Source organism: Rickettsia endosymbiont of Polydrusus tereticollis (assembly GCF_964026385.1).
Lineage (GTDB): Bacteria > Pseudomonadota > Alphaproteobacteria > Rickettsiales > Rickettsiaceae > Rickettsia.
Genome location: NZ_OZ032142.1, coordinates 1,224,192 through 1,248,736 on the forward strand (window position 1 = coordinate 1,224,192; position 24,545 = coordinate 1,248,736).

Here is a 24,545-nt window from a genome sequence, read left to right on the forward strand (position 1 = left end):
TTTTTTCCTAACCTCTAAATCCAAAGATACTAGATTTTTTTTTAAGCCAGTCTCTTTCAACTGTTAACTGGCCTATTTGCTCAAATAATGATTTAATTAAATCTTCTTGGCCGGTATCTTGTTGTTTAGATTTCGATTTAAATCCAGAAACCATAAAATCTAAAGCTTCTTTCTTCCATTTATAAATCTGATTAGCGTGAACACCATATTTGCTGGTAATTTGAGCTATAGTCATTTCTCCAGATATTGCTTCAATTGCTATTTTTGCTTTTTCTTCTGCACTATATTTTTTAACTTGTTTTTTCATTTTTTGCTCCTTTTCCTAGGAGATATTATACCTACTTTTCTCTATTTTCTTGTCTAGTTTTTGGGTACCATTATAATTTTTATTCTGTCAGCCTGTTTACCCCTAAAGACAAATAAGACACTCTTGTCAAACTGATCTGACAATATTGATTGTGCCAGTAACGATAAACCATTAATACCCTTACGCATGTCGGTATAACCAGTACAGAGATATATTCTGCTATCTGAAGCTATATCTAACATGATCCGTCCAATATTTTGACTATCTCCAAGAGCTTTGTGCTACTAATATTGCCCTCAATTAATAAAGAAAAATTACTAAAGGTTAATTCTGCTTTTTTTAATAGTGTATACTCTCTTTCTTGTACTAATAATTCTACAAATTTATTACCTGTATTATTAGATGTTTCTGCTTTTCTTCTGCTAAACTTCCCCCTACTACGCCACCCATATAATGTCTTCTCCGAAATCCCATAAGACCGTGCAACTTTTGATATAATGCACCCTGGAACACATGATTCACTAATTATTTGTGCCCTCTGTTCCGCTGTAATATTCTTCCTTCTAATATTCATCACACTATTATTCCTAATGTTATTAATACTATAGAATAATACTACAACCCTTTTGCTTTTATAGACCGCCTTTACCAGCTTTCAATTACCCATAAGTCATTTTCATTGCAATATTAAATCCTAACCTAAGGTCAACCAACCTAGACAACCCTCTCCACATTACTATATTCCCAGGAGGTGGGTCTAATGCTCTGTTCATATACCCGCCAAGCCTGGCTATCTTGGTTAAGTAATAAGAAAGAGTTTTGTTTTGTATGTTATCACTAGCTTTATTATTGGGCAAGGCATTAATTAGGGTAATTTCTTCATCTGTTAGAGCTAATTCTGGTGGTGCATTAGGTGTACACCTATTCATCATAGTCATCCAAAAAATTCTCCAACTTACTATACAGAATATAGCAATAATATTATTCAGGCGTGCCTCTGTCCTGAGTTTTAATGATTCAACTCTGCAACCGGACTTGAGTATTTTATGAAAAGTTTCTATTTTCCATCTTAAGGCATACCAATCGAGTTTTTCAATGGCTTCATCTATTGTTGTAACAGGTAAATCTGTAACAAGCTTCCATATTATTTTTTCTCTACTAGTTGGCGTTTCTTTTTCTATTGCATGGATGATTGTGAGTAGTAATGCTGGATATTTCTTCTGCTTAATACCAACAGGAGGAAGTATTTTTATATTCTGATATCTGATTTCTAAGGCCACTTCTATCATACTACCATCCGAGCTCTTGATCGCAATATTGTGCAATCCATTGATTTTTACCGTATTCATTTTATTAGTAATAGTACGAGAGCCATCTTCAATTAACCGATCCTGACAAATTCTGACAAGAAAATGCGTATCAAATTCTTTCGCTATTACAAATAATTCATAAATGTCACTTTCCCTATCCCCAATATGAACACATCTCTGTGGTGCCTTCAGTAGAACAGTCGATTGTGTCAAATTTTCTAGCCAGCGATAACTTTCTTTTTCTTCAATAGGTAATCTGGTATAGTTAATACGTTTTTTTAATTCATTAGTTCCTTTAAATTGCTTGCGTGTCCAAAACTTGATGGCACAAAGACCTAGTGGTAAACCATTGTCAGTTATTGCTAAACTTGAATGCATTAAAATACCACATTTTTTATGCAAGATAGGTCTACCCATTATATCCTTACCTGTATGGATGTTTTGAGTCCAGCCTATATCTTCAGCTTTTATTCTATTATATGAAAACTCTGTAGTGTCCTGAAGTACAAGTATCTTTCCTTCTTTATGAGCTGATACACGTTCTTTTGTAATCCGGAAATGTCCTTCTAATATCTCTTGTGTGCTTACCTTATCATTTGACAGAAATCTATATGCAGCTTTAGTATTTGCCCAGTCTTGACAGGCAAGAGGTATAGTTTGACCTAAACTGTTCCATATCTGTTCAAGTAGTTTTCTAAAACGTTGCTGTAAACGCTTATCCTTAAAACCATTACCTGCACTATCGCTATCTAACCACTTCTTCTGACCATGGTTTCTTACTACCTTACTTAATTCTGCTTGTGTTGAAAATTTATTTCTTGGCATTATTTACTCATAAATTTTTTCCTATTGTATATTATTTTATAACTTATGGGTAATTGAAAGCTTTACCAGACGCTTACGGTACCTCACGCCCCTGTCTTACCGCTAATCACATTAATAAGCGGTAAATCCAACCCTCTTAAAGTCAGTATAAACTTCTTTTATACTGACTTCAAAATTTGTTATATCATATTTTTAACTTACAACGCTCACACACTCATGACAACCTTATTCAAGGACTTGGTAAATACTGATTTGTTGCAGATAAATCAGTATCAGCAAGCAAAGTCACTTCTATATCATCCATATTATCACTAGTACTAATATCGTATAGTTGGCGAAATTCTTGTATTAGTTCTAGTTTAGTTGCTGCAGTAACATTTTGGCTCTCTAATAAACAGTGTAATGGTGTCTTGCCTTGATTATTCTGGACATTAATATTAGCTTTATATTGGTGTAGTAATTTCATAGCCTCTTTGTGACCGCTATAATGTGCCATATGCATCGGCGTATCTCTGTCATACATTGGTTTATTGACATCAGCTCCGTTTTTAAGTAACAATTCAACTATCTTCATATTGATTGGTTGTCTATTAAATCCTAAAGAGTAATATAAAGGGGTAATTTGCTCTTGATCATTATTGGGTTTATTAATATCAGCTCCTGCTTGAATTAACATCGATACTATATCAACATCTCCTTTAACTACAGCCTGTATTAATGGTGTGGTGTTTGTGAATAGGACACTATCAACAACCATAGCAGTAATTAATTCCTGTACCTTATCTGTATCCCATTCTGCTACAGCTAGCCATAATTCAATGCTTTGAGGATATTCTCTTGTAAGCTCAACTAATTTATTGCCTATTAGTAATTTAGTTGCTAATTCCTCCTTAGGCAGAAATATCAGTGCTAATTTATATTCTTCTATTATTTCTGCTACTTGCTGCTCACTTTTATTATTATCATCTTGTGATAATGCAATATCATAATGTAGTTTATAATCTGTAAAATCTAATTTTTTTGAAGAAAAAGAAAGAATTTTACTGACAATCTCTTGTGGATTTAAAAAATATTTTTCAGCAAATGACATAGCTATTTGTTTCATAGAATTTTGTATTGCCTTTTGATAAGGATCGTCTAAGAAAGCAGATATTTTTTCCAAAGCTTGGCTAATATTATACTCTAGGGCTTGCTTATATTCTCCTTTAGCACTATAAGCAATTCCTAGATTACTTAAAACAAAAACAATATAAAGGTGATCTTTTTCGTAGATAAGTTCCATCATTGTTAGGCTTTCCTTATAATAGTCAATCGCCCAATCATATTGTGCTTGACACATATATACTTGCCCTAGGTTATTTAAAGACATGGCAACAATTGCGTTAGGTTCTTCTTGGCATATCAGTTTCATCACTCTTAGACTCTCCTGATAGCATTTAATTGCCTGATCATACTGGCATTTAGCTTTATAAGCCATACCTAAGTTATTGCAAACATCAGCACTATTTACATTAGGTTCTCTTTGGTAGCACAGTTCCCACATCTTTAGGCTTTGCTTATAATAATCAATCGCCTGATCATACTGTTCTCTAATCCTACACTCTTCCCCTGAGCTATTTAGCTGGATCGCTTTAAGCATATATGCCCCCGCTAAGTTCTCTAAAGTACCAACAATACTTGGATGAACTTCTTCTTGGTAGGTGAGTTTCACAATTGTTAGGCTCTCTTGAAAACACTTAATCGCTTGGTCATACTTGCTTATATCTCTATAAGCCATACCTAAGTTATTTAAAACACCAGCACCATTTACATTAGGTTCTCCTTGGTAGCACAGTTCCCACATCTTTAGGCTTTGCTTATAATAATCAAACGCCTGTTCATATTGTTTTATAGCTTGATAAGCTATACCTAGGCCATTTAAAACCCCAGCAACATTTGGATAAGGTTCTTGCAAATCACTTCCAACAATCTTTAGGCTTTGCTCATAATAGCCAATCGCCTGATCATACTGCCCTTTAACCCTACACACTTCCCCTAGGCTGTATAAAGCACCAACCACATCTGGATGAGCTACATCTTTGTGAATACATTTTTGCATATCTAGGCTCTTCAGATGATAGTCAAACGCCTGTTCATATTGTTTTATAGCTTGATAAGCTATACCTAGGTTATTTAAACAAGCGGCAATATTAGGATGAGGCTCTTTCTTGTAGAAAAGTTCGAAATATTTTAAACAATACTGAAATAGTTTTATAGCTTTATCTCCATCATCAAAATCATTATATATAGCTCCTAAAGCAAATCTTATATGAAAATTATCTTGATTGTATAGATTATTTAGTGCTTTTTCTAAGTTAATATTTACTATTCCTTCTGAGTTAATATCTACTACTTCTTTTAAGCTAATATTTAGTGCTTTTTCTAAGTTATCTCGAGCATCCTTATATTGTAGTAATCTATAGTGAATAAGACCTTTATTAGCTACATCATCTTTATAAAATTTATCTTTCTGAAAAAATATTTGCTTGCTTGTTTCGTCTAATCCTTCATTTTGACTACAAAAATCTTTTAATCTTTTATGTAACGGTAGTGCAGTATAGTAATATTGAAACAATCCGCCTTGTTCTCTTAAATCCATTTCAGCTAGATGGAATATCTGTTTAGCTTGTTCTTTGAGTTCAGATTCAGTTTCGACTGGTCTAACAAATATCGACATATCCTCCTTTTGTGCTTTATAGTGAGAATAGGTCTTTAATCTGAGAGTAGTGGCAAAAGTTATAGCATTTTTTAGATTAAGTGCTGCCTGTGAATTGATTATCCCTTTCTCCTCTAATTTATCAACTGTATCCCAGCTACTATCTTCTTCAATACCATAATACAGACCAAGGTTGTACACTAGACGATCAGGTAACCGGTATATCTCCTGCTTAACGTCAAATAACTTTAACATCTTAGCTGGGTTAGATAAGTCAGGTTGTAATTTATATAGATCGCCTTTAAACGAAGTTTTTTAAGGTTCTAGACTCATTGCTTGCTGAAGATAGTCAAGTTCTACATATCCCTCTTTTAATATCTTTAGGGCTCTTATCTCGCAATTTAATCTGTTTTGTTGGTCATTTTCTTCACTTATACTATACAAAAACTTTGTAACCTTACTTTGGTAGCTTCCCACAATATCCTTTGCACCATATACGTAGCACACATTTTCTAGTATATACGGAAGATTCTTATCTATGTGACTGGCTTTATCTCCCTTATTATATACATACCACAGCATATCATCTGCTGTTCGTATTAACTCATATGGTTTGTCATTATCTACCCTACCTAATGGAGTTTTGCCTCCTAGATCTAGGTTAACTGCTCTATGCACCAAATGACTCATATCTAAACCATATTTACTGGTAGGAATGATGCTCTCCCCTAGATTGATTACCTTAAAGTTTACTAAGTAGCTTAAGTTCTTAAAATATTCTCTTATCTTTGGATCTGAACTGTGTTTGTAATCCTCATTTTCCGTAAGGATAGCAAATTCTAAGTCTGAATATGGCGTCATTTGCTGCAGTGCCATCGAACCAAGTCCCATTACTGCATATTTACAAGGTGGTGTACCGATTGCATTTTCACTATCACTATATAACTTAGCCAAAAACTTTTTCATTTCATCAGCTATGTCTTTAAAGCACTGTCTTGCAGTATTTACATATTTTTCTTTTTGATTATCAGTCTTTGATTGCTGACGACAATCTTCTATCTTTTGTATCTCTTCATCAGTTTTGTCCCGCAATTTTAATAATAGCTCTTTATTAGTTTTTGCTTCCTCATGAACAACAGGTATTTTCTTTTGGTTTCCACCAATTGTTAAGAATATCAACTGTTGTATATTGGTTAATTGTTGATGTGGATATAGTGACTCTTGTTTTATAAATTCATTTTTATCCTTAATATTTATTAACTTCTCGTTTAATTTCTCATCTAGTATAGTAATGATATATTGATAAAATACTGCAGCTTCGGTGTAATATTTCAGCTCCCCGCTTAACTCTCCTAGCTTGGTGGTTAAATAACCAATATCTTTTAGGACTATTACTAGGTTCTTCACCTCCTCTGCAGTTTTTTTGTAAGCGAATTGCCTTACTAAAGCTCCATATTCGATTTGTTCTATCTCTTTTAAAATGGTAATTTTTGTTTCATTATTACTTTGACCTTCTAACATTATAAATTGCTTTACGTTATTCCTTAATGTCTCTAATTTAAAACTCTCTAACAACTTCTCGTCACTTTTTAAAGACTCTTTAGCTTTAACATGATGAAAATCTTTTTTTAAAACTTCATGATAACCCTTTTGAGCTAAATACAAACATCCTACCTTTTCATAAGCACGGGCTTTGTTAAAAAGAATCAAAGAATAATCATCATTAATAATTGTTTGATCAGCATCAGCTATCTTAAGAGCTTCATGCCAAATGGCAATTGCTTTATAGTACTTTTCTTGTTGAAATGCCTTAATATCCCGATTATTTGTAAGAGTTAAGACTTGCTTCATATATGCCTCAACCAATAATTAAGTTCAGATAATGAATTAAAGTAAAGAATCTATTTTTTCTCCATAGTAAAATTTTAGCCATTTAGCAACTGCTATACAGAATCATGTGGGCTAGAATCTGCACCAATTAAACTCGGATCTATTGGAAGAATGCTAGACTCTTGTCCTCCTGCTGTACTCACAGTGGTGGAAGTACTAGCAACTTCTAGATCTGTAGAATCTGACAGTTTAATATCGGATTCAGCACTACTTTCATCCTTGGTCTCTCTTTTTAGCTCTTTATTTATTTTATCTCTAGCTATTATGTGTTCTGATATAGATATTAATAACTCTTCTCTTTGTGCTTCTTCTAGATATTCTTGTTTAAGTTGTCTCTCGCATACCATTCTTAAACCATCATGGGCATCTGCTTTAGTAAATTCACTCTGTCTACTTTCTTCTTTTGCCAAGGTAAATATCTTATATATCAATGTTAGATCATCCCTTGCTGTTAATTCATCTACTTTTGGTAATAATAATTTTTCACTAATTGCAACCTTAAAATCATGAAAATCTATATTTTGATCGCATAGTTTTAATAATATATTGCCTAAACTGTTATATATAGAAGCTGCTTTTTTTGGTAAAACATCCCCTAACTGTTTTAGCATACCCGGCAGTTCGTCGCTTCCAATAAACTGATTGGATAGTTCAGCTACATATTTTTCGTGTTGTTCTTCATTATCTGTAAGCATAATTAGTTGCATGTAGCATTTAGCTAATTGTTCGCTACATTCTACTTGATTATAAACATCTTTAGCTGGAATAACCTTACTATTTTCTCCTATACCGGGCTTATATCCCTCTTTATATTCTGTATGATCATTTTTTAATTTCTGAAATGATTCAGCAATTTTCGTTAATTCTCTTGTTGCCTTGGCATGATCGCAGGCTTTATTCTTTATATTCCAGTCTATTTTTTCTCTTTCTATTGTAAGCTTACCCCTATCACTTAAATACCCTTCAAATAGTTTTAATTCATTTCCTAAATATTTTAATAATTCAAAATATGGTATGGCTTCAGTTTTCTCCCCTTGATACATATAGGTCCTAGCTAATAAATAGATGGTACTCGTATACATTTCCGGTAAATCCGTAATTATTTTAAGGTTTGTATATGTTTCTTGTTCACTTAAACTATCAAAATCAAATTTGATTACACTCCTATTTAATACATACTGCTCTGCTAGCTTTTTAGAGCTAAGTAATATTTCACGGGCTTTTTCTCCATTATGCTCATTATAAAGATAATAATTTGCTAAGGCATTCATACCATATATGCTATTTAATAAGTGTTGTGGTGATACGTCTTTGCTCAAAAAATATGTTTGTATTTTTTCTTGTGCAAGTTGAGTTACTAGTTTTTCTATTTTATTAATAAACCTATGATTACTCTCTCCTTCTGCTTTCATTACATTATTGGCAGAACAAGTTTTAACCCACTCTGCAGCCTCTTCTTGCATTTCTAAAATTATGTTTTCTATTGGGGTTTCTGATACCACCCCTCCTAACACATTTCTAATATCATCGTTACTTTTAATTAAACTGCTTATTTGATCTTTTAATTCTTCTACACTGCTAGATTTAGACATAATTACCCTCATTCCTTTATTGTTTGGTGGTTCGATATCATATTGCTCTCTGAGAGCTAATAACTCTTTTGTAATAGATTGTAACTTACCCCTAATATCTGCTTCACTACACTTACACAGCTTCATCAAATACCATTCTAGAGTACCATCTTGTAGAGGCACACTAGCTTTATTGGGGTTGACTTCATCAGGATCAAGTCGGTAATGCCCTTTATATTTCAGATAAAATCCTTCTCCATCTATTTGTTGCTCTGGTGTTGGATACCCTAAATCAGGTTTAGTAATGTCAAGTCTTTTATAAGCCTCAAATAGCTGGTCTAATTTTTTATCATTTGTTAAAAAACTCACTATTGCATTAGTTAATGAACCATAAGTAGTGGTTGGTATCAGTTTAGATACTCCTTGAGCTACCAAAGCTATAGGAGATGCAACAAAGCTTGGCACACCAGCTGCTTGTAGGCCTGCTTTTACAGCCACTTTAACAGCCTTTGAACCGTAATCAGTAGGATTAGAGCTATATTGTATACTCGGCCAATCTAACACTTCTCTATATTTGCTAGGGTTAGGCTTACCAGTTGTAGAATCAAATGTTGCTAGCATTAAATCTAAGTTGTCTCCTCTAGTTGCTAATAATGCATCAATATAAATTTGTTTCTCAGCGATAAACTTAGGAAAGTTAGACAAGAACTTCCTAACACTTTCAGCTGATTTAACTGGTGGTATTTCTGGAAATAACCTATATACCTTACCTACATGCCCATGACATATATTAATTAAATTAGGTGCTGATAGATATGTTACTGTATTTAAAGAAGCTGCAATATCAGTGGTATCTGGGTTCTTAATACTAGATTGATAACTTTTTATTTGTCCTGCCGTACCAGGGCTATCAAATGTTACCGACTTAATGTTATCTGTGATATCACAACCAAAATCCTGATGACAAAAATATAAACCAAGTTCAGCAAGCCACCCACCAAGTGCATGACCGGTCAACGAAAGATTATATCCTTTGGTATGAACGATATCTACAGCATCTTTAGTTGAAATGTGAACACCCTGCTGTTGACTACCGATTTCTTTATTAAGCATTTTACAGGCAGCTTTAAGAGACCCATGCTTACCCTTAAGAGAGGCATTACATCTACACCACGGTAGGCTAATACAGCTTGCTTAAGCACATCATTAACATATAAAACACCATAAGTAATTAGCTGGTTTGTATCACCATAGGTTTTATGTACATGCCAATCTGTTAATAGTGTATTGTAATTAGCACTATAATATTTATCACTGGTCTTATTTGTATTAGGGGCAAATTGTACAATATCACCTTCTTTACTATTTGTGTAAACATGCGAGCTAAGTAAACCATGAATAAAATCAGTAGGATGCTGTTTAGACATATGTACCTCCTTGGAGTTAATTTATATTAATATAATTTTACCTTATATTAAGATTACTAAACTAATATAATGTTGTCTATAATAATTTTTATTAGTACAATCTATTCTCATAATTTACAATATAACTTGTTTATTAGTTGCGATAATTGCTAAAGTAGCTGACAATAGCTTGGTGAATCCTTTGCAGATGAATCATCCCCTAGCAAACTCACATCTACATCAATATTATCATTAGTGCTAGTGTCGGAGGCATTTACTTGGTTAGTTGTAGATGAATTAATTAACTCCGCTACTTCCGCCATAAAATTTTGTATTGTATTTTGATAAGAATGGTTTGGAAAAACAGATATTATTTTCAAAGCTTGATTACTATAGTCTAGGGCTATCTTATATTCTCCTTTAGCAACATAAGCTAACCCTAAATTATTTAAAGACTTAGCAATATCCGGATGAGGTTGGTCTTGGTAGATCAATTTCCTCATCTTTAGGCTTTTCTCATAGTAGTTAATCGCCTGATCATATTGTTCTTTAGCTAAATACATTCCCCCTAGATTATTTAAAGAAGAAGCAACATCTGGATGAGGTCGATCTTTATGGATGAGTTTTCTCATCTCTAGACTTTCCTCATAGTACTTCATTGCCTGATCATATTGTCCTTTAGCTCTATACACTCCCCCTAGATTATTTAAAGAAGCAGCAACTGCCGGATGATGATCTTTATAGATGAGTTTTTTCATCTCTAGGCTCTCCTTATAGCACTTCATTGCTTGATTATATTGTCCTTTATTATCATAAACTGTTCCTAGATTATTTAGAGATATAGCAACATCTGGATGAGGTCGATCTTTATGGATGAGTTTATTCATTTTTAGGCTATCCTTATAGTACTTCATTGCCTGATCATATTGTCCTTTATTATCATAAACTGTTCCTAGATTATTTAGAGATATAGCAACATCTGGATGAGGTCGATCTTTATGGATGAGTTTATTCATTTTTAGGCTATCCTCATAGTACTTCATTGCCTGATCATATTGTCCTTTAGCATCATAAGCTTCCCCTAGCCCGGATATTGCATGAGATATAGGAGACAAAATCCTCGTAAAGCTGTATAATACTGGTATTTCATTAGAATAATACAAAGGATTTTGTCATGACAAATTGTATAGCATATAGTTACCAGTTTTCCAAAGTAAAAAATCGGACAATAGAGATAAATTTCACTGGAGGTGATATTAGTAGCGATGGAGGTGTGTTGTTATTAAGAGAAGCAGATAAAAGGCTTGGTATAACAGAGGAGCTTGCTAAAATATTTCCTGATAGACGAGATGGTAGTAAAATTACCCATAATATGGCAACAATGCTGAGGCAACGAATTTATGGTATTGCATTAGGTTATGAAGATTTAAATGACCACAATTATCTACGAAAATGTCCTGCTATGCAAACAGCTATGGAAACAATTGATGATATGGCAAGTAGTTCTACCTTATGTCGTATAGAAAACAATGCTGATAGACACTTTGCAATTAAAGTGCATGAACTAATGCTTGATAAATTTATTAAGTCTCATAAAATAGTACCAAAGCAGCTAATACTTGATTTTGATGCTACGGATGATGAAATTCATGGGCAACAGGAAGGTAAGTTTTATCATGGTTATTACGGTCATAATTGCTTTTTACCTTTGTATGTTTTTTGTGGAAAGCATCTGTTAGTTAGTTATCTTAGGACGTCAAAGCAGGATCAAGCAAAACATTCTTGGGCAATATTATCATTGTTAGTAAAACGTTTTCGCCAAGCTTGGCCAGAGGTAAAGATTATTTTTCGTGGTGATAGTGGATTTTGTCGTCATCAGATGTTTGATTGGTGTGATATTCATAATATAAAATATATTGTAGGAATGCCCCAAAATAACAGACTAAATGAGTTACTGAAACCTACAATGGAGAAGTCAAAAGCAGCATTTATTATAACCCAAGAAAAGCAACGTCTTTTTAGTGAGTTTCCATATAAGGCTGGTAGTTGGAGTCATGAACGTAGAATAATTGGTAAGGCAGAAATGACAATGCTTGGAGAAAATCCAAGGTATATAGTAACTAATTTATCAGATAAACCTGAAGATTTATACGACAAAGTTTACTGTGGTCGTGGTGATATGGAAAACCGTATAAAAGAGCAACAACTAGAATTATTTGCAGATCGTACTTCTTGTCATAGATGGTGGGCTAATCAGCTCAGAATGATTTTATCGGGTCTTGCATACACTTTAGTAGAATATATCAGAGGTAATTTATTACAAGGTAGTGCATTAGCAAAAGCACAAATAGGTACAATACGTTTAAAATTATTAAAAATTGGGGTAGTAATTATCCGTAATACTAGGCGTATTAAGTTTTTGTTATCTTCATCATATCCTTACCGACAGGTATGGAATCATGTGATGAAGAAATTAGCATTAGAATAACCTAGATTAGCACTGTTCCCGGTGCTTAGAAAAAATGGGGTAAGGGGCATTACATCTAAAATTTGAAAATAACGGCTTCAAAGCACTTTTTGGCAAAATTTTTACAAAAGTATCATTGCTAATATTATAAATTACTCAATTTCTTACTTTAAATCTCACTTCATGCAATATCCGGGCTAGATTATTTAAAGAAACAGCAATATCCGGATGAAGTTGATCTTTATGGATAAGTTTGTTCATCTTTAGGCTATCCTTATAGTAATTAATCGCCTGATCATAATTTCCTTGAGCTCTATAATACACTTCCCCTAGATTATTCAAAGAAGCAGCAACATCTGGATGAGGTTGATCTTGGTAGATCAGTCTCCTCATTTTTAGGCTATCCTCATAGTACTTCATTGCCTGATCATATTGTCCTTTAGCATCATAAGCTACCCCTAGACTATTTAAAGAAGCAGCAACAGTCGGGTGAGATTGATCTTGATAGATCAGTTTCCTCATTTTTAGGCTCTCCTTATAGTAGTTAATCGCCTGATCATATTGTCCTTTAGCTTTATACACTCCCCCTAGATTATTTAAAGAAGCAGCAACATCTGGATGAGGTTGATCTTTATGGATGAGTTTATTCATTTGTAGGTTCTCCTCATAGTAGTTAATCGCCTGGTCATATTGTCCTTTAGCTTTATACCCTCCGCCTAAACCAAGTAAAGAATCAGCAACATCTGGATGAGGTTGATCTTGGTAGATCAGTTTTCTCATTTTTAGGCTTTCCTTATAGTAGTTAATCGCCTGATCATATTGTCCTTTAGCATCATAAGCTGCACCTAAATTATTTAAAGCACCAGCAACATTTAGATTAGGTTCATTTTGGTAGATGAGTTTATTCATTTTCAGGCTCTCTTCATAGCACTTTATTGCTTGATCATATTGTCCTTGAGTATCATAAGCCCTCCCTAGATCAAGTAAAGCAGTAGCAACATTTGTATTAGGCTCTTCTCCATATATGCATTTTAAAATATCCAAACTCTCTTGGAATTGTTTTATAGCCTGATAGCTATTACCAAAAGTATCATATATATTTCCCAAAGTTATTTTTATTTGCCAATTATCTTTATTATGTGGATCATCTAACGCTTTCCCTAAATTGTTTTGAGCCTCCTTATATTGTGCTAATCTATAATGGATGAAACCTTTACTAGCATAATCATCTTTATAAAACTTAGTGTCCTTGAAAAAAATTTGCTTGCTTGTTTTATCTAATATTTGATATTGGTCGCAGAAATCTTTTAATCTCTCATGTAAAGGTAATGCAGTATAAAAATATTGAAACAACCCACCTTGTTCTCTTAAATCTGCTTCAGCTAAATGGAATATCTGTTTAGCTTGTTCTGTACGTTCAGATTCAGTTTCAGCTGGTCTAACAAATATCGACATATCTTCCTTTTGTGCTTCATGGTGAGAATAGGTATTTAATCTTAGGGTAGTGGCAAAAGTTATAGCATTTTTTAGATTAAGTGCTGCCTGTGAATTGATTATCCCTTTAGCCTCTAATTTTTCTACTGTATCCCAACTACTATCTCCTTCAATACCATAATACAGACCAAGATTATATACCATACGATCAGGTAATCGGTAAATCTCCTGCTTAACGTCAAATAATCTGCCTTCATAACTAGATAGGTTAGGTTTTAACTTATCTAGATCACCTTTAAACGAAGTTTCTTTAGGTTTTAGATCAGATACTTGCTGAAGATAGTCAAGTTCCACGGCTTCCTCTTCTAGTAGTTTAATGGCTCTTATCTCACAGTTTAATCTGCTTTGTGGGTCTTCTTTGTTTACACTATGCAAAAACTCTGTAACTTTGCCTTTATAAGTTTTTACAAGCCCCTTATCTCCATACACATAACAAACATTTTCTAATATATATGGTAGGTTCTTATCTATATGACTTGCCCAACTTTCTTTATTATGTACATAACTCAGCATCCCATCTATTGTTTGTATTAATTCATATTTTTTGTCATCTCCTATCCTTCCCAGTGGTGTTTTGCCTCCTAGATCAAAGTTAACTGCCACGTGTACTAGATGACTCATATCTAAACCATATTGACTGGTGGGAATTATGCTCTCCCCTAGATTAATCATCTTAAAGTTTACTAAGTGGCTTAAGTTTTTAAAATATTCTTTTATCTTTGGATCATCACTTTGTTTATAATCCTCATTTTCGGTAAGGATAGCAAACTCCAAATCTGAATATGGCGTCATTTGTTTTAGTGCCATTGAACCAAGTCCTACTACTGCATATTCACAAGGTGCTTTGCCTAGCTCTGATTCAGCTTTTTTGTATAATTTGGCTAAGAAGTCTTTCATTTTATCAGCTGTCTTTTCAAACAACTCTCTTGCAGTTTTAACATATAACTCCTGATATTTTTGTTTATCCTCTTGATTGTCAGTCTTCGCTTTTTGGTAATAGCCTTCTACTGTTTGCATCTCTTGATCAGTTTTGTTTCGCAATGCTAATAACAGTGCTTTATTACTCATCGCTTCTTCTTGAACAACCGACATTTTCTCTTGATCTCCGCCAATTGCTGAGAATATCAGCTGTTGTATGTCAGTTAATTGTTGAGGTGGATCTAGTTTTTCTTGTTTTATAAATTCACTTTTATCCTCTGTACTTATTAACTGCTCGTTTAGCTTTTCTTTTAGTATAGTAATGACATATTGATAAAATACTGCAGCCTCGGTGTAATATTTCAGCTCCCTGCTTAACTCTCCTAGCTTGGTGGCTAAATAGCCAAGATCTTTCAGAACTATTACTAAATCCTTTAATTCTTCTAGTGTCTCCTTATGAGCTAGTTGATGGATCAAAGGTTTATATTGTTCTTTCTCTATGCGTTTTAATTGATCAATTTTAACTATGTTATTTTCTTCTGAACTTACTACTTGTTCTACTTCTTCTCTTATGTGTACAAAATCTATAGGATAAGTTTGGTAGTCTTTATTGTGGTTTGGATCTAGGTTTAATAAATGAGTAACCTTCTGTATTCCAAGATAACCAATGGTAGCAACACCTAGGCCGTATAAAAAATGTTTAAATTTCATAATAAACTCCGTTTTTAATAAGTAAGATAATTGCTTCTACTAATGGGATAAGTTTAAATAATATTCGTAGTGTGATATAGTGGATTGATGTCATAATAAAACCACTATATCATTTAAGTTTCCTTAATTACATACCTAATAGGAGAGCAGATAAAACCAAGGCAGATTTGATCAGCCACTTACAAACCCATGAGTATTTGGATATAATGATGTAGATCATATATGCTCGTATCACTTCTCACGAGCAACCTTATCCAAATCATTGGGCTAATACCTGTTAATCCATATATAAAGTTGGTATACCTCTACCCTATCGTCTGCTTGAGATTCCTGATCTCGCTCCGTTATTTTCAAACTTACCTTGCAAATCGTTATATGCTGTTTTATTTTTTTAAAAGCCTGCACCCACTACAATGATAACTCTTTTGGAGTTATATTCAACTGAATACCGCAAAGTTACCACATAAAAAATATAAATCTTAGTAGTAGTGGGAGCTCTTTGTTTGTATAACACAGAGAAGAATATTTGGAAATTATGATTATTATGATGATAGAAAGTAAGCGTCTGGTAAAGCTTTCAATTACCCATAAGTCATTTTCATTGCAATATTAAATCCTAACCTAAGGTCAACCAACCTAGACAACCCTCTCCACATTACTATATTCCCAGGAGGTGGGTCTAATGCTCTGTTCATATACCCGCCAAGCCTGGCTATCTTGGTTAAGTAATAAGAAAGAGTTTTGTTTTGTATGTTATCACTAGCTTTATTATTGGGCAAGGCATTAATTAGGGTAATTTCTTCATCTGTTAGAGCTAATTCTGGTGGTGCATTAGGTGTACACCTATTCATCATAGTCATCCAAAAAATTCTCCAACTTACTATACAGAATATAGCAATAATATTATTCAGGCGTGCCTCTGTCCTGAGTTTTAATGATTCAACTCTGCAACCGGACTTGAGTATTTTATGAAAAGTTTCTATTTTCCATCTTAAGGCATACCAATCGAGTTTTTCAATGGCTTCATCTATTGTTGTAACAGGTAAATCTGTAACAAGCTTCCATATTATTTTTTCTCTACTAGTTGGCGTTTCTTTTTCTATTGCATGGATGATTGTGAGTAGTAATGATCTGTCAACAGTTTTCCGGACAGTTTTTTACGCACATTTTTGTATTTTTTCGTATTGTACTGGTGATAGATAATCGTTAGCAGAATGCATTCTTATACGATTATAAAATACCTCTATATATTCAAATATAGCATGTTTTGCTTCCTCCCTAGTTTTAAATTTATGTTGATAAATTAATTCTGTTTTTATAGTATGAAAAAAGCTTTCAGCAACAGCATTATCCCAGCAATTTCCTTTACGACTCATACTCTGTATAATACCATGTTGTTTTATAAGTTTTAAATGACTATCAGAACAATATTGGCTACCTCTATCAGTATGCCAAATAAGCTTTTTAGGTGGTTTACGTTGCCATATTGCCATTAGCAAAGCATTATTAACTAAATCAGCTTTCATATTACTATTCATTGACCAGCCTATTACTTTTCTAGAAAATAGATCAATAACTGTTGCTAAATATAACCATCCTTCTCCAGTTGGGATATAGGTGATATCACCAACCCAATAACAATTAACATTAGAAACTTTAAACTGTCTATCCAATAAATTAGGAGCAACTTGCTTATTATGCTTAGAATCAGTAGTTGCTTTAAATTTATACTTAGTTTTACATACTAAGCCAGCTTCATTCATTAGTCTTGTAATTCTCCTACGACTAACAATTATGCCTTGCCTCAACAAAGCCTTTTTAATGGGTCTAGATCCATAATTTCGTCTACCTTCCTGAAAAATAGCTCTAACCTTACAGGTTAATTCTCTATTTTCTTTATCCCTATTGCATCCAGGGTTATTTAACCACTCATAATAACCGCTACGTGATACCTTCATACATTTGCACATAATTGCAATTGAGAAATCATCTTGATGCTTCTTTATCCATGCATACCTTACAGGGACTCTTTTGCAAAGTACGCTGCAGCCTTTTTTAGTATATCACGCTCCTGTGTTACTATCACCAGCTCTTTCTTTAATCTTTTTAATTCATCATACAGATGTTCATCTGTTCTTGTTATTGATTCTTCAAATTGTTTAGAATATTTATCTATCCAACTATATAAAGTATTCTTACTGATACCTAATTCTTTTGCAGTCTGAATAACAGGTCGCTTCGATTCAGTTGCCAATTTAACTGCTGATTCTTTAAATTCACTAGAATACATTTTTGTTTTTGTCATACTGTATTTCCTTTCTGTTAATATTGTCTCATACTAACTGTCCGGAATACTATAGCCACATCAGGTTTACCACTAGGTCTTTGTGCCATCAAGTTTTGGACACGCAAGCAATTTAAAGGAACTAATGAATTAAAAAAACGTATTAACTATACCAGATTACCTATTGAAGAAAAAGAAAGTTATCGCTGGCTAGAAAATTTGACACAATCGACTGTTCTACTGAAGGCACCACAGAGATGTGTTCATATTGGGGATAGGGAAAGTGACATTTATGAATTATTTGTAATAGCGAAAGAATTTGATACGCATTTTCTTGTCAGAATTTGTCAGGATCGGTTAATTGAAGATGGCTCTCGTACTATTACTAATAAAATGAATACGGTAAAAATCAATGGATTGCACAATATTGCGATCAAGAGCTCGGATGGTAGTATGATAGAAGTGGCCTTAGAAATCAGATATCAGAATATAAAAATACTTCCTCCTGTTGGTATTAAGCAGAAGAAATATCCAGCATTACTACTCACAATCATCCATGCAATAGAAAAAGAAACGCCAACTAGTAGAGAAAAAATAATATGGAAGCTTGTTACAGATTTACCTGTTACAACAATAGATGAAGCCATTGAAAAACTCGATTGGTATGCCTTAAGATGGAAAATAGAAACTTTTCATAAAATACTCAAGTCCGGTTGCAGAGTTGAATCATTAAAACTCAGGACAGAGGCACGCCTGAATAATATTATTGCTATATTCTGTATAGTAAGTTGGAGAATTTTTTGGATGACTATGATGAATAGGTGTACACCTAATGCACCACCAGAATTAGCTCTAACAGATGAAGAAATTACCCTAATTAATGCCTTGCCCAATAATAAAGCTAGTGATAACATACAAAACAAAACTCTTTCTTATTACTTAACCAAGATAGCCAGGCTTGGCGGGTATATGAACAGAGCATTAGACCCACCTCCTGGGAATATAGTAATGTGGAGAGGGTTGTCTAGGTTGGTTGACCTTAGGTTAGGATTTAATATTGCAATGAAAATGACTTATGGGTAATTGAAAGGGTCAAGCCACGGTATGACACCATACTTGTAATGACCATAGAGCCACGCAACAATTCCCGCACCTCCCACAATGACGAGGTAAGATTGAGCCATGCAACAACGCCTAGGTGAGTACACGAATCCCCGATAAAATGAAAAAACAATTTTTGAAAGACGAGCAGTATATTGAGCAATTACGAAATAATACGTTAACTCGTAACTGGCTTAAACTCGGTATAATGTCTTTAGGATTTGCCGGAGTATATTCGGTGATTTTAGTAGTTCTTCGGACTTCTCAGCTATCTCACTTCTTTCCAAATCCTGAAATTTTTAAATCAGCTTTAATTATTCACATTAACTTATCGGTACTAGTTTGGTTGTTATCAATTACGGCTAGTATTTGGAGTTATGGTATGTCATTCCCGCAAAAGCGGGAATCTAGTATATTTTTTCTGGATTCCCGCTTTCGCGGGAATGACATTGTTGTACTATACCTAAACATCTACCCCAAACTCGCTTTCTTAGGCACCATACTTATAGCTATCTCCCCGATAGCGGGACAAAATCCGGTAATGAATAATTATATACCGATGTTAGAGAATATTATATTCGTCCTAGGGCTCACTTTATTTGGCGTTGCCACATTGTTATTTGCCGTCAATACCCTATATCTTTCTGATTGGCAAAATTGGCAGAGTTTAATGAACTTCGCTATTTTATCCACGGCAATAATGTTTATTTTAACCTGGGTGTGCTTTACTTGTTCTTACCTCCAACTGCAGTGCATTATTGATGTCATCCCGATTGAGATAGAATTTTATTACGAACTACTTTTTTGGAGCGGCGGGCATTTATTACAATTTATATATACGCAAATTCTAATGACCATATGGATTATATTATTTGAAGTTTGGTTAGGTAAAAAGCTACAATTCCAAAGATTTTATCTTTTTTTATTATGTTTAAATTTTATTTTTAGCTTATTTATCGTCGCCGGACATTTTTTTTATGATATTATCGACGGTGAATTTAAAGAATATTATATGAGTCATATGAAATATTTTGGCGGGTTTGCACCTGTTATTAGTTTGGTGGTAATGTTATATGAGATATTAATGTCATTCCGGCAACGACTAAAATCTAGTAAAATAATTATAGATTCCCGCCTGTGCAGGAATGACTTCAAAACTTGCACCAAAGCAACTATAATCTGCTCTAGTATATTATTTTTATTCGGCGGACTTACTGCTTTTGGAATCGCAGGAATAAATATAGTAACGCCTGCTCATTATCACGGTTCAATTATTGGAATAAGCATAGCTTGTATGGGCTTTACTTATATTTTAATTTATCCCAAAAAGACATTTAATTTGCAGTTAAAAAGCACTAAAATAGCTTGATTTTAATATTGAAGTTTTTAAAGGATAACCATGTTATATAATCTTTTACTACCGTATGTGCATAATTCGCACATTGCCAATTTATTTCATTATATTACTTTCCGAAGTAGCTTGGCTATTCTGATTAGCTTAATTTTCTGCTTCCTAATAGGTCCAAGACTTATTAGATTTTTACATACCTTGCAAAAACACGGTCAACCGATTCGTAGCGACGGTCCTGAATCTCATCAGATGAAAGCCGGCACTCCTACTATGGGCGGGATAATGATTATTTTATCCGTCTGCTTCTCTACTCTATTACTTGCCGATCTTACTAATAAATATATTTGGCTATCGATATTTGGCTTTATTAGCTTCGGTATTGTCGGCTTTATAGACGATTATGCAAAAATAACCAAAAATAATCATAAGGGAATCAAGAGCAAAAACAAATTTTTACTGCAAATACTTATCAGTTTAATTATATGTATTTCATTGCAATATACCGGTAACCCCGGAGATAATCAGCTTGCCATCCCATTTTTTAAAAATTTACTTCTTAATCTCGGATATTTTTATATCCCGTTTGCGATGTTTGTCATAGTCGGTGCCTCCAATGCAGTTAACTTAACCGATGGTCTTGACGGGCTTGCTACTGTTCCGATAGCACTTACCGCCGGCTCTTTTGCTTTAATAAGCTATTTAGCCGGTAACCATATTTATGCAAATTATTTGCAGATAATGTATATTCCAAATAGCGGAGAACTAACTATTTTTTGTGCTTCCATTGCGGGAGCGAGCCTTGGATTTTTATGGTTTAATGCACAGCCGGCGGAAGTTTTTATGGGAGATACCGGCAGTTTAAGCCTTGGCGGCGTTCTTGGCGTTATAAGTGTCATTACCAAGCATGAATTAGTGCTTGGCATCATTGGCGGGTTATTCGTTATTGAAACAATCTCGGTGATTTTGCAAGTATATTATTTTAAGACTACTAACGGCAAGCGAATTTTTAAAATGGCACCTTTGCATCATCATTTTGAGAAGAATGGTTGGGCTGAGTCAAAAGTAGTAATAAGATTTTGGATTATTGCCGTCATATTTGCTCTTATCGGTCTATCTTCATTAAAATTACGTTAAGCGGATGATGCCCTTCTAGAATACGATAAAACCCTAATCAAATAAAATGATAAGGTGCAACCAATACTTAGACATAAGAACAATAAAGCAAAATTATTTATTGTTTCACTATGTAATTTTGAGACGATAAAAGTTATTAATGCTATTAGCATATAATATAATGAGCCGAAAATTGAGCCGGCAGTGCCGGTAACTTTGGCATAATCTTCTAAAGCATAACGCAGCGTCATCGGAATAAGAAGATTATGACCGGTCATATGCAACATTATCGGAATGAATATTACCGCTATAGCAAAATTATTGTTGATCTGATTATTAGTTAATAAAAAAGCTGCTATTACTAGCATAATGCAGCCAAATAAGCTAAATCCGAGACCCAAAACCATTATTTTTTTATCATCCACACGGCGTTTTTTTATTAAATACCTGCCAAGTAAGCCACCAAAAATATTAGCTAAACATAATAAGAGTGCTAATTTACCGTAAAAAGACGGCGATAACCTCATATTTTCAATAAAAATAAACGGTGCTTCGATAAAAAAACCGTAAGTCATGCCGTTAAATGCACCGATAATAAAAGCATAAAGCCAGATAATTTTATCCTTTATTACTATTTTAAAAACTTCAAAATATTTACTAACGTGAGAGATATCCATATAGGGATTTGTTTCGGGTAAAATTTTACAATATAAAATAAATAATAAAGTAACTAAAAGACTTGAAAAGACGAAAACATAACGCCAGTCCGAATATTCAACAATATAGCCGCCGACCGATGAACCGAGTGACGGAATAAATGCCAACCATGCCGATAGACTAGCATAAACATAAGATAATCTACTTCCTTGATATGAATCCCTTGCCATTGCCTGCCCTATTACGGAACCAACACTTGCACCGAAAGCTTGAGCAAAACGTGCAACCATTAGCATCTCTATATTAACTGCTAAGATACCGACAATAGAGAATATGATATAAATAAATAACCCTGAGAGAACGATAGGTCTTCTGCCGTAAATGTCCGATAATCTACCTAACCCGGATATTGCATGAAGTGAGATTTAAAGTAAGAAATTGAGTAATTTATAATATTAGCAATGATACTTTTGTAAAAATTTTGCCAAAAAGTGCTTTGAAGCCGTTATTTTCAAATTTTAGATGTAATGCCCCTTACCCCATTTTTTCTAAGCACCGGGAACAGTGCTAATCTAGGTTATTCTAATGCTAATTTCTTCATCACATGATTCCATACCTGTCGGTAAGGATATGATGAAGATAACAAAAACTTAATACGCCTAGTATTACGGATAATTACTACCCCAATTTTTAATAATTTTAAACGTATTGTACCTATTTGTGCTTTTGCTAATGCACTACCTTGTAATAAATTACCTCTGATATATTCTACTAAAGTGTATGCAAGACCCGATAAAATCATTCTGAGCTGATTAGCCCACCATCTATGACAAGAAGTACGATCTGCAAATAATTCTAGTTGTTGCTCTTTTATACGGTTTTCCATATCACCACGACCACAGTAAACTTTGTCGTATAAATCTTCAGGTTTATCTGATAAATTAGTTACTATATACCTTGGATTTTCTCCAAGCATTGTCATTTCTGCCTTACCAATTATTCTACGTTCATGACTCCAACTACCAGCCTTATATGGAAACTCACTAAAAAGACGTTGCTTTTCTTGGGTTATAATAAATGCTGCTTTTGACTTCTCCATTGTAGGTTTCAGTAACTCATTTAGTCTGTTATTTTGGGGCATTCCTACAATATATTTTATATTATGAATATCACACCAATCAAACATCTGATGACGACAAAATCCACTATCACCACGAAAAATAATCTTTACCTCTGGCCAAGCTTGGCGAAAACGTTTTACTAACAATGATAATATTGCCCAAGAATGTTTTGCTTGATCCTGCTTTGACGTCCTAAGATAACTAACTAACAGATGCTTTCCACAAAAAACATACAAAGGTAAAAAGCAATTATGACCGTAATAACCATGATAAAACTTACCTTCCTGTTGCCCATGAATTTCATCATCCGTAGCATCAAAATCAAGTATTAGCTGCTTTGGTACTATTTTATGAGACTTAATAAATTTATCAAGCATTAGTTCATGCACTTTAATTGCAAAGTGTCTATCAGCATTGTTTTCTATACGACATAAGGTAGAACTACTTGCCATATCATCAATTGTTTCCATAGCTGTTTGCATAGCAGGACATTTTCGTAGATAATTGTGGTCATTTAAATCTTCATAACCTAATGCAATACCATAAATTCGTTGCCTCAGCATTGTTGCCATATTATGGGTAATTTTACTACCATCTCGTCTATCAGGAAATATTTTAGCAAGCTCCTCTGTTATACCAAGCCTTTTATCTGCTTCTCTTAATAACAACACACCTCCATCGCTACTAATATCACCTCCAGTGAAATTTATCTCTATTGTCCGATTTTTTACTTTGGAAAACTGGTAACTATATGCTATACAATTTGTCATGACAAAATCCTTTGTATTATTCTAATGAAATACCAGTATTATACAGCTTTACGAGGATTTTGTCTCCTATATCTCATGCAATATCCGGGCTAAAGATAATATACCGAAAGCGAAACCTAAAAAATATAAGGTAGAGGTAATTTGTGCCGTATTGCCGCTAATATTAAAAAATGCCGAAAGACTAGGCAGCCCTGCGGTATACATTGTTTCCGTTGTAGGGGATAAAACAAATAAACAAAGAAGCATCCAAGGCGGGATTTGTGCAATTATTTTCATAGTATTATTTTTTATTTCGGTACATCCCAACCTCTACGATATCATTCCGGCGTAGCATTGACGTTGTTGCATGGCTCCCGGAATCGTCATGGCGAGACGCCCTTGTTGCATGACTCAGTAAAAGTAGCAATATGTCATTCCCGCGAAGGCGGGAATCCAGAAAATTATAGTCATCCTGAATTTATTTCAGTATCTACTAAAAAAGATGCTGAAACGAGTTCAGCATGACAAAAAAAGTCTGGATTCCCGCCTTCGCGGGAATGACATACAGCACTTTT

The 24,545-nt window shown here is 33.9% G+C and carries 18 protein-coding genes and 2 pseudogenes; 5 read left to right on the forward strand and 15 right to left on the reverse strand.

Annotation, left to right across the window (positions count from 1 at the left end; genetic code table 11):
* Nucleotides 1-7: 7 nt before the first annotated feature.
* The 9 genes from AAGD48_RS05960 to AAGD48_RS05995 form a co-directional block, all read right to left on the reverse strand.
* A complete protein-coding gene (locus tag AAGD48_RS05960) occupies nt 8-307 on the reverse strand; it encodes a transposase (protein ID WP_045812944.1) in 300 nt (99 codons plus the stop codon).
* Between the two features lie 53 nt (nt 308-360).
* Nucleotides 361-549 (reverse strand): IS66 family insertion sequence element accessory protein TnpB, encoded by a 189-nt coding sequence (gene tnpB, locus AAGD48_RS10650; RefSeq protein ID WP_410526006.1) that lies wholly within the window; start codon nt 547-549, stop codon nt 361-363.
* A complete protein-coding gene (locus tag AAGD48_RS05965; protein WP_341790754.1) occupies nt 543-881 on the reverse strand; it encodes a transposase in 339 nt (112 codons plus the stop codon). The genes tnpB and AAGD48_RS05965 overlap by 7 nt, the downstream gene beginning before the upstream one ends.
* An 85-nt stretch (nt 882-966) precedes the next feature.
* Nucleotides 967-2,442 carry an IS4 family transposase gene (locus tag AAGD48_RS05970; RefSeq protein ID WP_341789378.1) on the reverse strand — a complete coding sequence of 492 codons (1,476 nt, stop codon included), beginning with the start codon at nt 2,440-2,442 and terminating at the stop codon, nt 967-969.
* Nucleotides 2,443-2,671: 229 nt separating this feature from the next.
* Nucleotides 2,672-5,392, reverse strand: coding sequence for a tetratricopeptide repeat protein (locus AAGD48_RS05975; protein WP_341789379.1), 2,721 nt, complete (start codon nt 5,390-5,392; stop codon nt 2,672-2,674).
* A 60-nt stretch (nt 5,393-5,452) separates the two neighbouring features.
* Nucleotides 5,453-6,988: a DUF294 nucleotidyltransferase-like domain-containing protein gene (locus tag AAGD48_RS05980; RefSeq protein ID WP_341789380.1), complete on the reverse strand. Its 1,536-nt coding sequence runs from the start codon at nt 6,986-6,988 to the stop codon at nt 5,453-5,455.
* A 92-nt stretch (nt 6,989-7,080) separates the two neighbouring features.
* Nucleotides 7,081-9,711, reverse strand: a complete 2,631-nt coding sequence (locus tag AAGD48_RS05985) for a hypothetical protein (RefSeq protein WP_341789381.1) — start codon at nt 9,709-9,711, stop codon at nt 7,081-7,083.
* Nucleotides 9,648-10,025, reverse strand: a complete 378-nt coding sequence (locus AAGD48_RS05990) for a hypothetical protein (RefSeq protein ID WP_341789382.1) — start codon at nt 10,023-10,025, stop codon at nt 9,648-9,650. Before AAGD48_RS05990 ends, AAGD48_RS05985 begins: the two co-directional genes overlap by 64 nt.
* A gap of 149 nt (nt 10,026-10,174) precedes the next feature.
* Nucleotides 10,175-11,119, reverse strand: coding sequence for a tetratricopeptide repeat protein (locus tag AAGD48_RS05995; protein WP_341789383.1), 945 nt, complete (start codon nt 11,117-11,119; stop codon nt 10,175-10,177).
* Between the two features lie 59 nt (nt 11,120-11,178).
* On the opposite strand from AAGD48_RS05995, the gene AAGD48_RS06000 reads away from it, so the two are divergent.
* The gene (locus AAGD48_RS06000; protein WP_341789277.1) at nt 11,179-12,492 is read left to right on the forward strand and encodes an IS1380 family transposase; all 1,314 of its coding nucleotides are present in this window, start codon (nt 11,179-11,181) and stop codon (nt 12,490-12,492) included.
* 135 nt (nt 12,493-12,627) lie between these two features.
* Here AAGD48_RS06000 and AAGD48_RS06005 read toward each other — a convergent pair whose 3' ends face one another.
* The 3 genes from AAGD48_RS06005 to AAGD48_RS06015 all read right to left on the reverse strand — a co-directional run bounded on the left by AAGD48_RS06005 (nt 12,628) and on the right by AAGD48_RS06015 (nt 17,899).
* Entirely contained in the window at nt 12,628-15,594 is a 2,967-nt protein-coding gene (locus tag AAGD48_RS06005; protein WP_341789384.1) for a tetratricopeptide repeat protein, read from the reverse strand.
* Nucleotides 15,595-16,175: 581 nt separating this feature from the next.
* Nucleotides 16,176-16,709: an IS4 family transposase gene (locus tag AAGD48_RS06010; protein WP_341790755.1), complete on the reverse strand. Its 534-nt coding sequence runs from the start codon at nt 16,707-16,709 to the stop codon at nt 16,176-16,178.
* A gap of 42 nt (nt 16,710-16,751) precedes the next feature.
* A protein-coding gene (locus AAGD48_RS06015; protein WP_410526007.1) for an IS3 family transposase occupies nt 16,752-17,899 on the reverse strand; the annotation gives its coding sequence in 2 pieces (ribosomal slippage) (nt 16,752-17,653 and nt 17,653-17,899; 1,149 coding nt in all).
* A 51-nt stretch (nt 17,900-17,950) separates the two neighbouring features.
* On the opposite strand from AAGD48_RS06015, the gene AAGD48_RS06020 reads away from it, so the two are divergent.
* The 3 genes from AAGD48_RS06020 to mraY all read left to right on the forward strand — a co-directional run bounded on the left by AAGD48_RS06020 (nt 17,951) and on the right by mraY (nt 21,464).
* Nucleotides 17,951-18,961, forward strand: a complete 1,011-nt coding sequence (locus AAGD48_RS06020) for an IS4 family transposase (RefSeq protein WP_341790756.1) — start codon at nt 17,951-17,953, stop codon at nt 18,959-18,961.
* Between the two features lie 139 nt (nt 18,962-19,100).
* Nucleotides 19,101-20,348, forward strand: coding sequence for a hypothetical protein (locus AAGD48_RS06025; RefSeq protein ID WP_410526008.1), 1,248 nt, complete (start codon nt 19,101-19,103; stop codon nt 20,346-20,348).
* Nucleotides 20,349-20,378: 30 nt separating this feature from the next.
* A complete protein-coding gene (gene mraY / locus AAGD48_RS06030; protein WP_341789386.1) occupies nt 20,379-21,464 on the forward strand; it encodes a phospho-N-acetylmuramoyl-pentapeptide-transferase in 1,086 nt (361 codons plus the stop codon).
* On the opposite strand, the pseudogene AAGD48_RS06035 reads toward mraY, so the two are convergent.
* The 3 genes and pseudogenes from AAGD48_RS06035 to AAGD48_RS06045 form a co-directional block, all read right to left on the reverse strand.
* Nucleotides 21,461-22,510: pseudogene (locus tag AAGD48_RS06035) on the reverse strand (Bcr/CflA family efflux MFS transporter); the annotation flags it as partial. The gene mraY and the pseudogene AAGD48_RS06035 sit on opposite strands and share 4 nt — an antisense overlap.
* 167 nt (nt 22,511-22,677) lie before the next feature.
* On the reverse strand, nt 22,678-23,991 hold the full coding sequence (locus tag AAGD48_RS06040) for an IS1380 family transposase (protein ID WP_341789277.1): 1,314 nt from the start codon (nt 23,989-23,991) through the stop codon (nt 22,678-22,680).
* A gap of 81 nt (nt 23,992-24,072) precedes the next feature.
* Nucleotides 24,073-24,267: pseudogene (locus tag AAGD48_RS06045) on the reverse strand (Bcr/CflA family multidrug efflux MFS transporter); the annotation flags it as partial.
* 105 nt (nt 24,268-24,372) lie between these two features.
* Here AAGD48_RS06045 and AAGD48_RS06050 point away from each other — a divergent pair.
* Complete coding sequence (locus AAGD48_RS06050) at nt 24,373-24,495, forward strand: hypothetical protein (RefSeq protein ID WP_341789387.1); 123 nt, start codon at nt 24,373-24,375, stop codon at nt 24,493-24,495.
* Nucleotides 24,496-24,545 lie beyond the last annotated feature (50 nt).

What these genes read in the sequence shown, in the direction of transcription:
- AAGD48_RS05960 (WP_045812944.1), bottom strand. Translation starts at nt 307, where the DNA reads ATGAAAAAACAAGTTAAAAAATATAGTGCAGAAGAAAAAGCAAAAATA.
- tnpB (WP_410526006.1), bottom strand. Translation starts at nt 549, where the DNA reads ATGTTAGATATAGCTTCAGATAGCAGAATATATCTCTGTACTGGTTAT.
- AAGD48_RS05965 (WP_341790754.1), bottom strand. Translation starts at nt 881, where the DNA reads ATGAATATTAGAAGGAAGAATATTACAGCGGAACAGAGGGCACAAATA.
- AAGD48_RS05970 (WP_341789378.1), bottom strand. Translation starts at nt 2,442, where the DNA reads ATGCCAAGAAATAAATTTTCAACACAAGCAGAATTAAGTAAGGTAGTA.
- AAGD48_RS05975 (WP_341789379.1), bottom strand. Translation starts at nt 5,392, where the DNA reads ATGTTAAAGTTATTTGACGTTAAGCAGGAGATATACCGGTTACCTGAT.
- AAGD48_RS05980 (WP_341789380.1), bottom strand. Translation starts at nt 6,988, where the DNA reads ATGAAGCAAGTCTTAACTCTTACAAATAATCGGGATATTAAGGCATTT.
- AAGD48_RS05985 (WP_341789381.1), bottom strand. Translation starts at nt 9,711, where the DNA reads ATGCTTAATAAAGAAATCGGTAGTCAACAGCAGGGTGTTCACATTTCA.
- AAGD48_RS05990 (WP_341789382.1), bottom strand. Translation starts at nt 10,025, where the DNA reads ATGTCTAAACAGCATCCTACTGATTTTATTCATGGTTTACTTAGCTCG.
- AAGD48_RS06000 (WP_341789277.1), top strand. Translation starts at nt 11,179, where the DNA reads ATGACAAATTGTATAGCATATAGTTACCAGTTTTCCAAAGTAAAAAAT.
- AAGD48_RS06005 (WP_341789384.1), bottom strand. Translation starts at nt 15,594, where the DNA reads ATGAAATTTAAACATTTTTTATACGGCCTAGGTGTTGCTACCATTGGT.
- AAGD48_RS06025 (WP_410526008.1), top strand. Translation starts at nt 19,101, where the DNA reads ATGAAAAAACAATTTTTGAAAGACGAGCAGTATATTGAGCAATTACGA.
- mraY (WP_341789386.1), top strand. Translation starts at nt 20,379, where the DNA reads ATGTTATATAATCTTTTACTACCGTATGTGCATAATTCGCACATTGCC.
- AAGD48_RS06040 (WP_341789277.1), bottom strand. Translation starts at nt 23,991, where the DNA reads ATGACAAATTGTATAGCATATAGTTACCAGTTTTCCAAAGTAAAAAAT.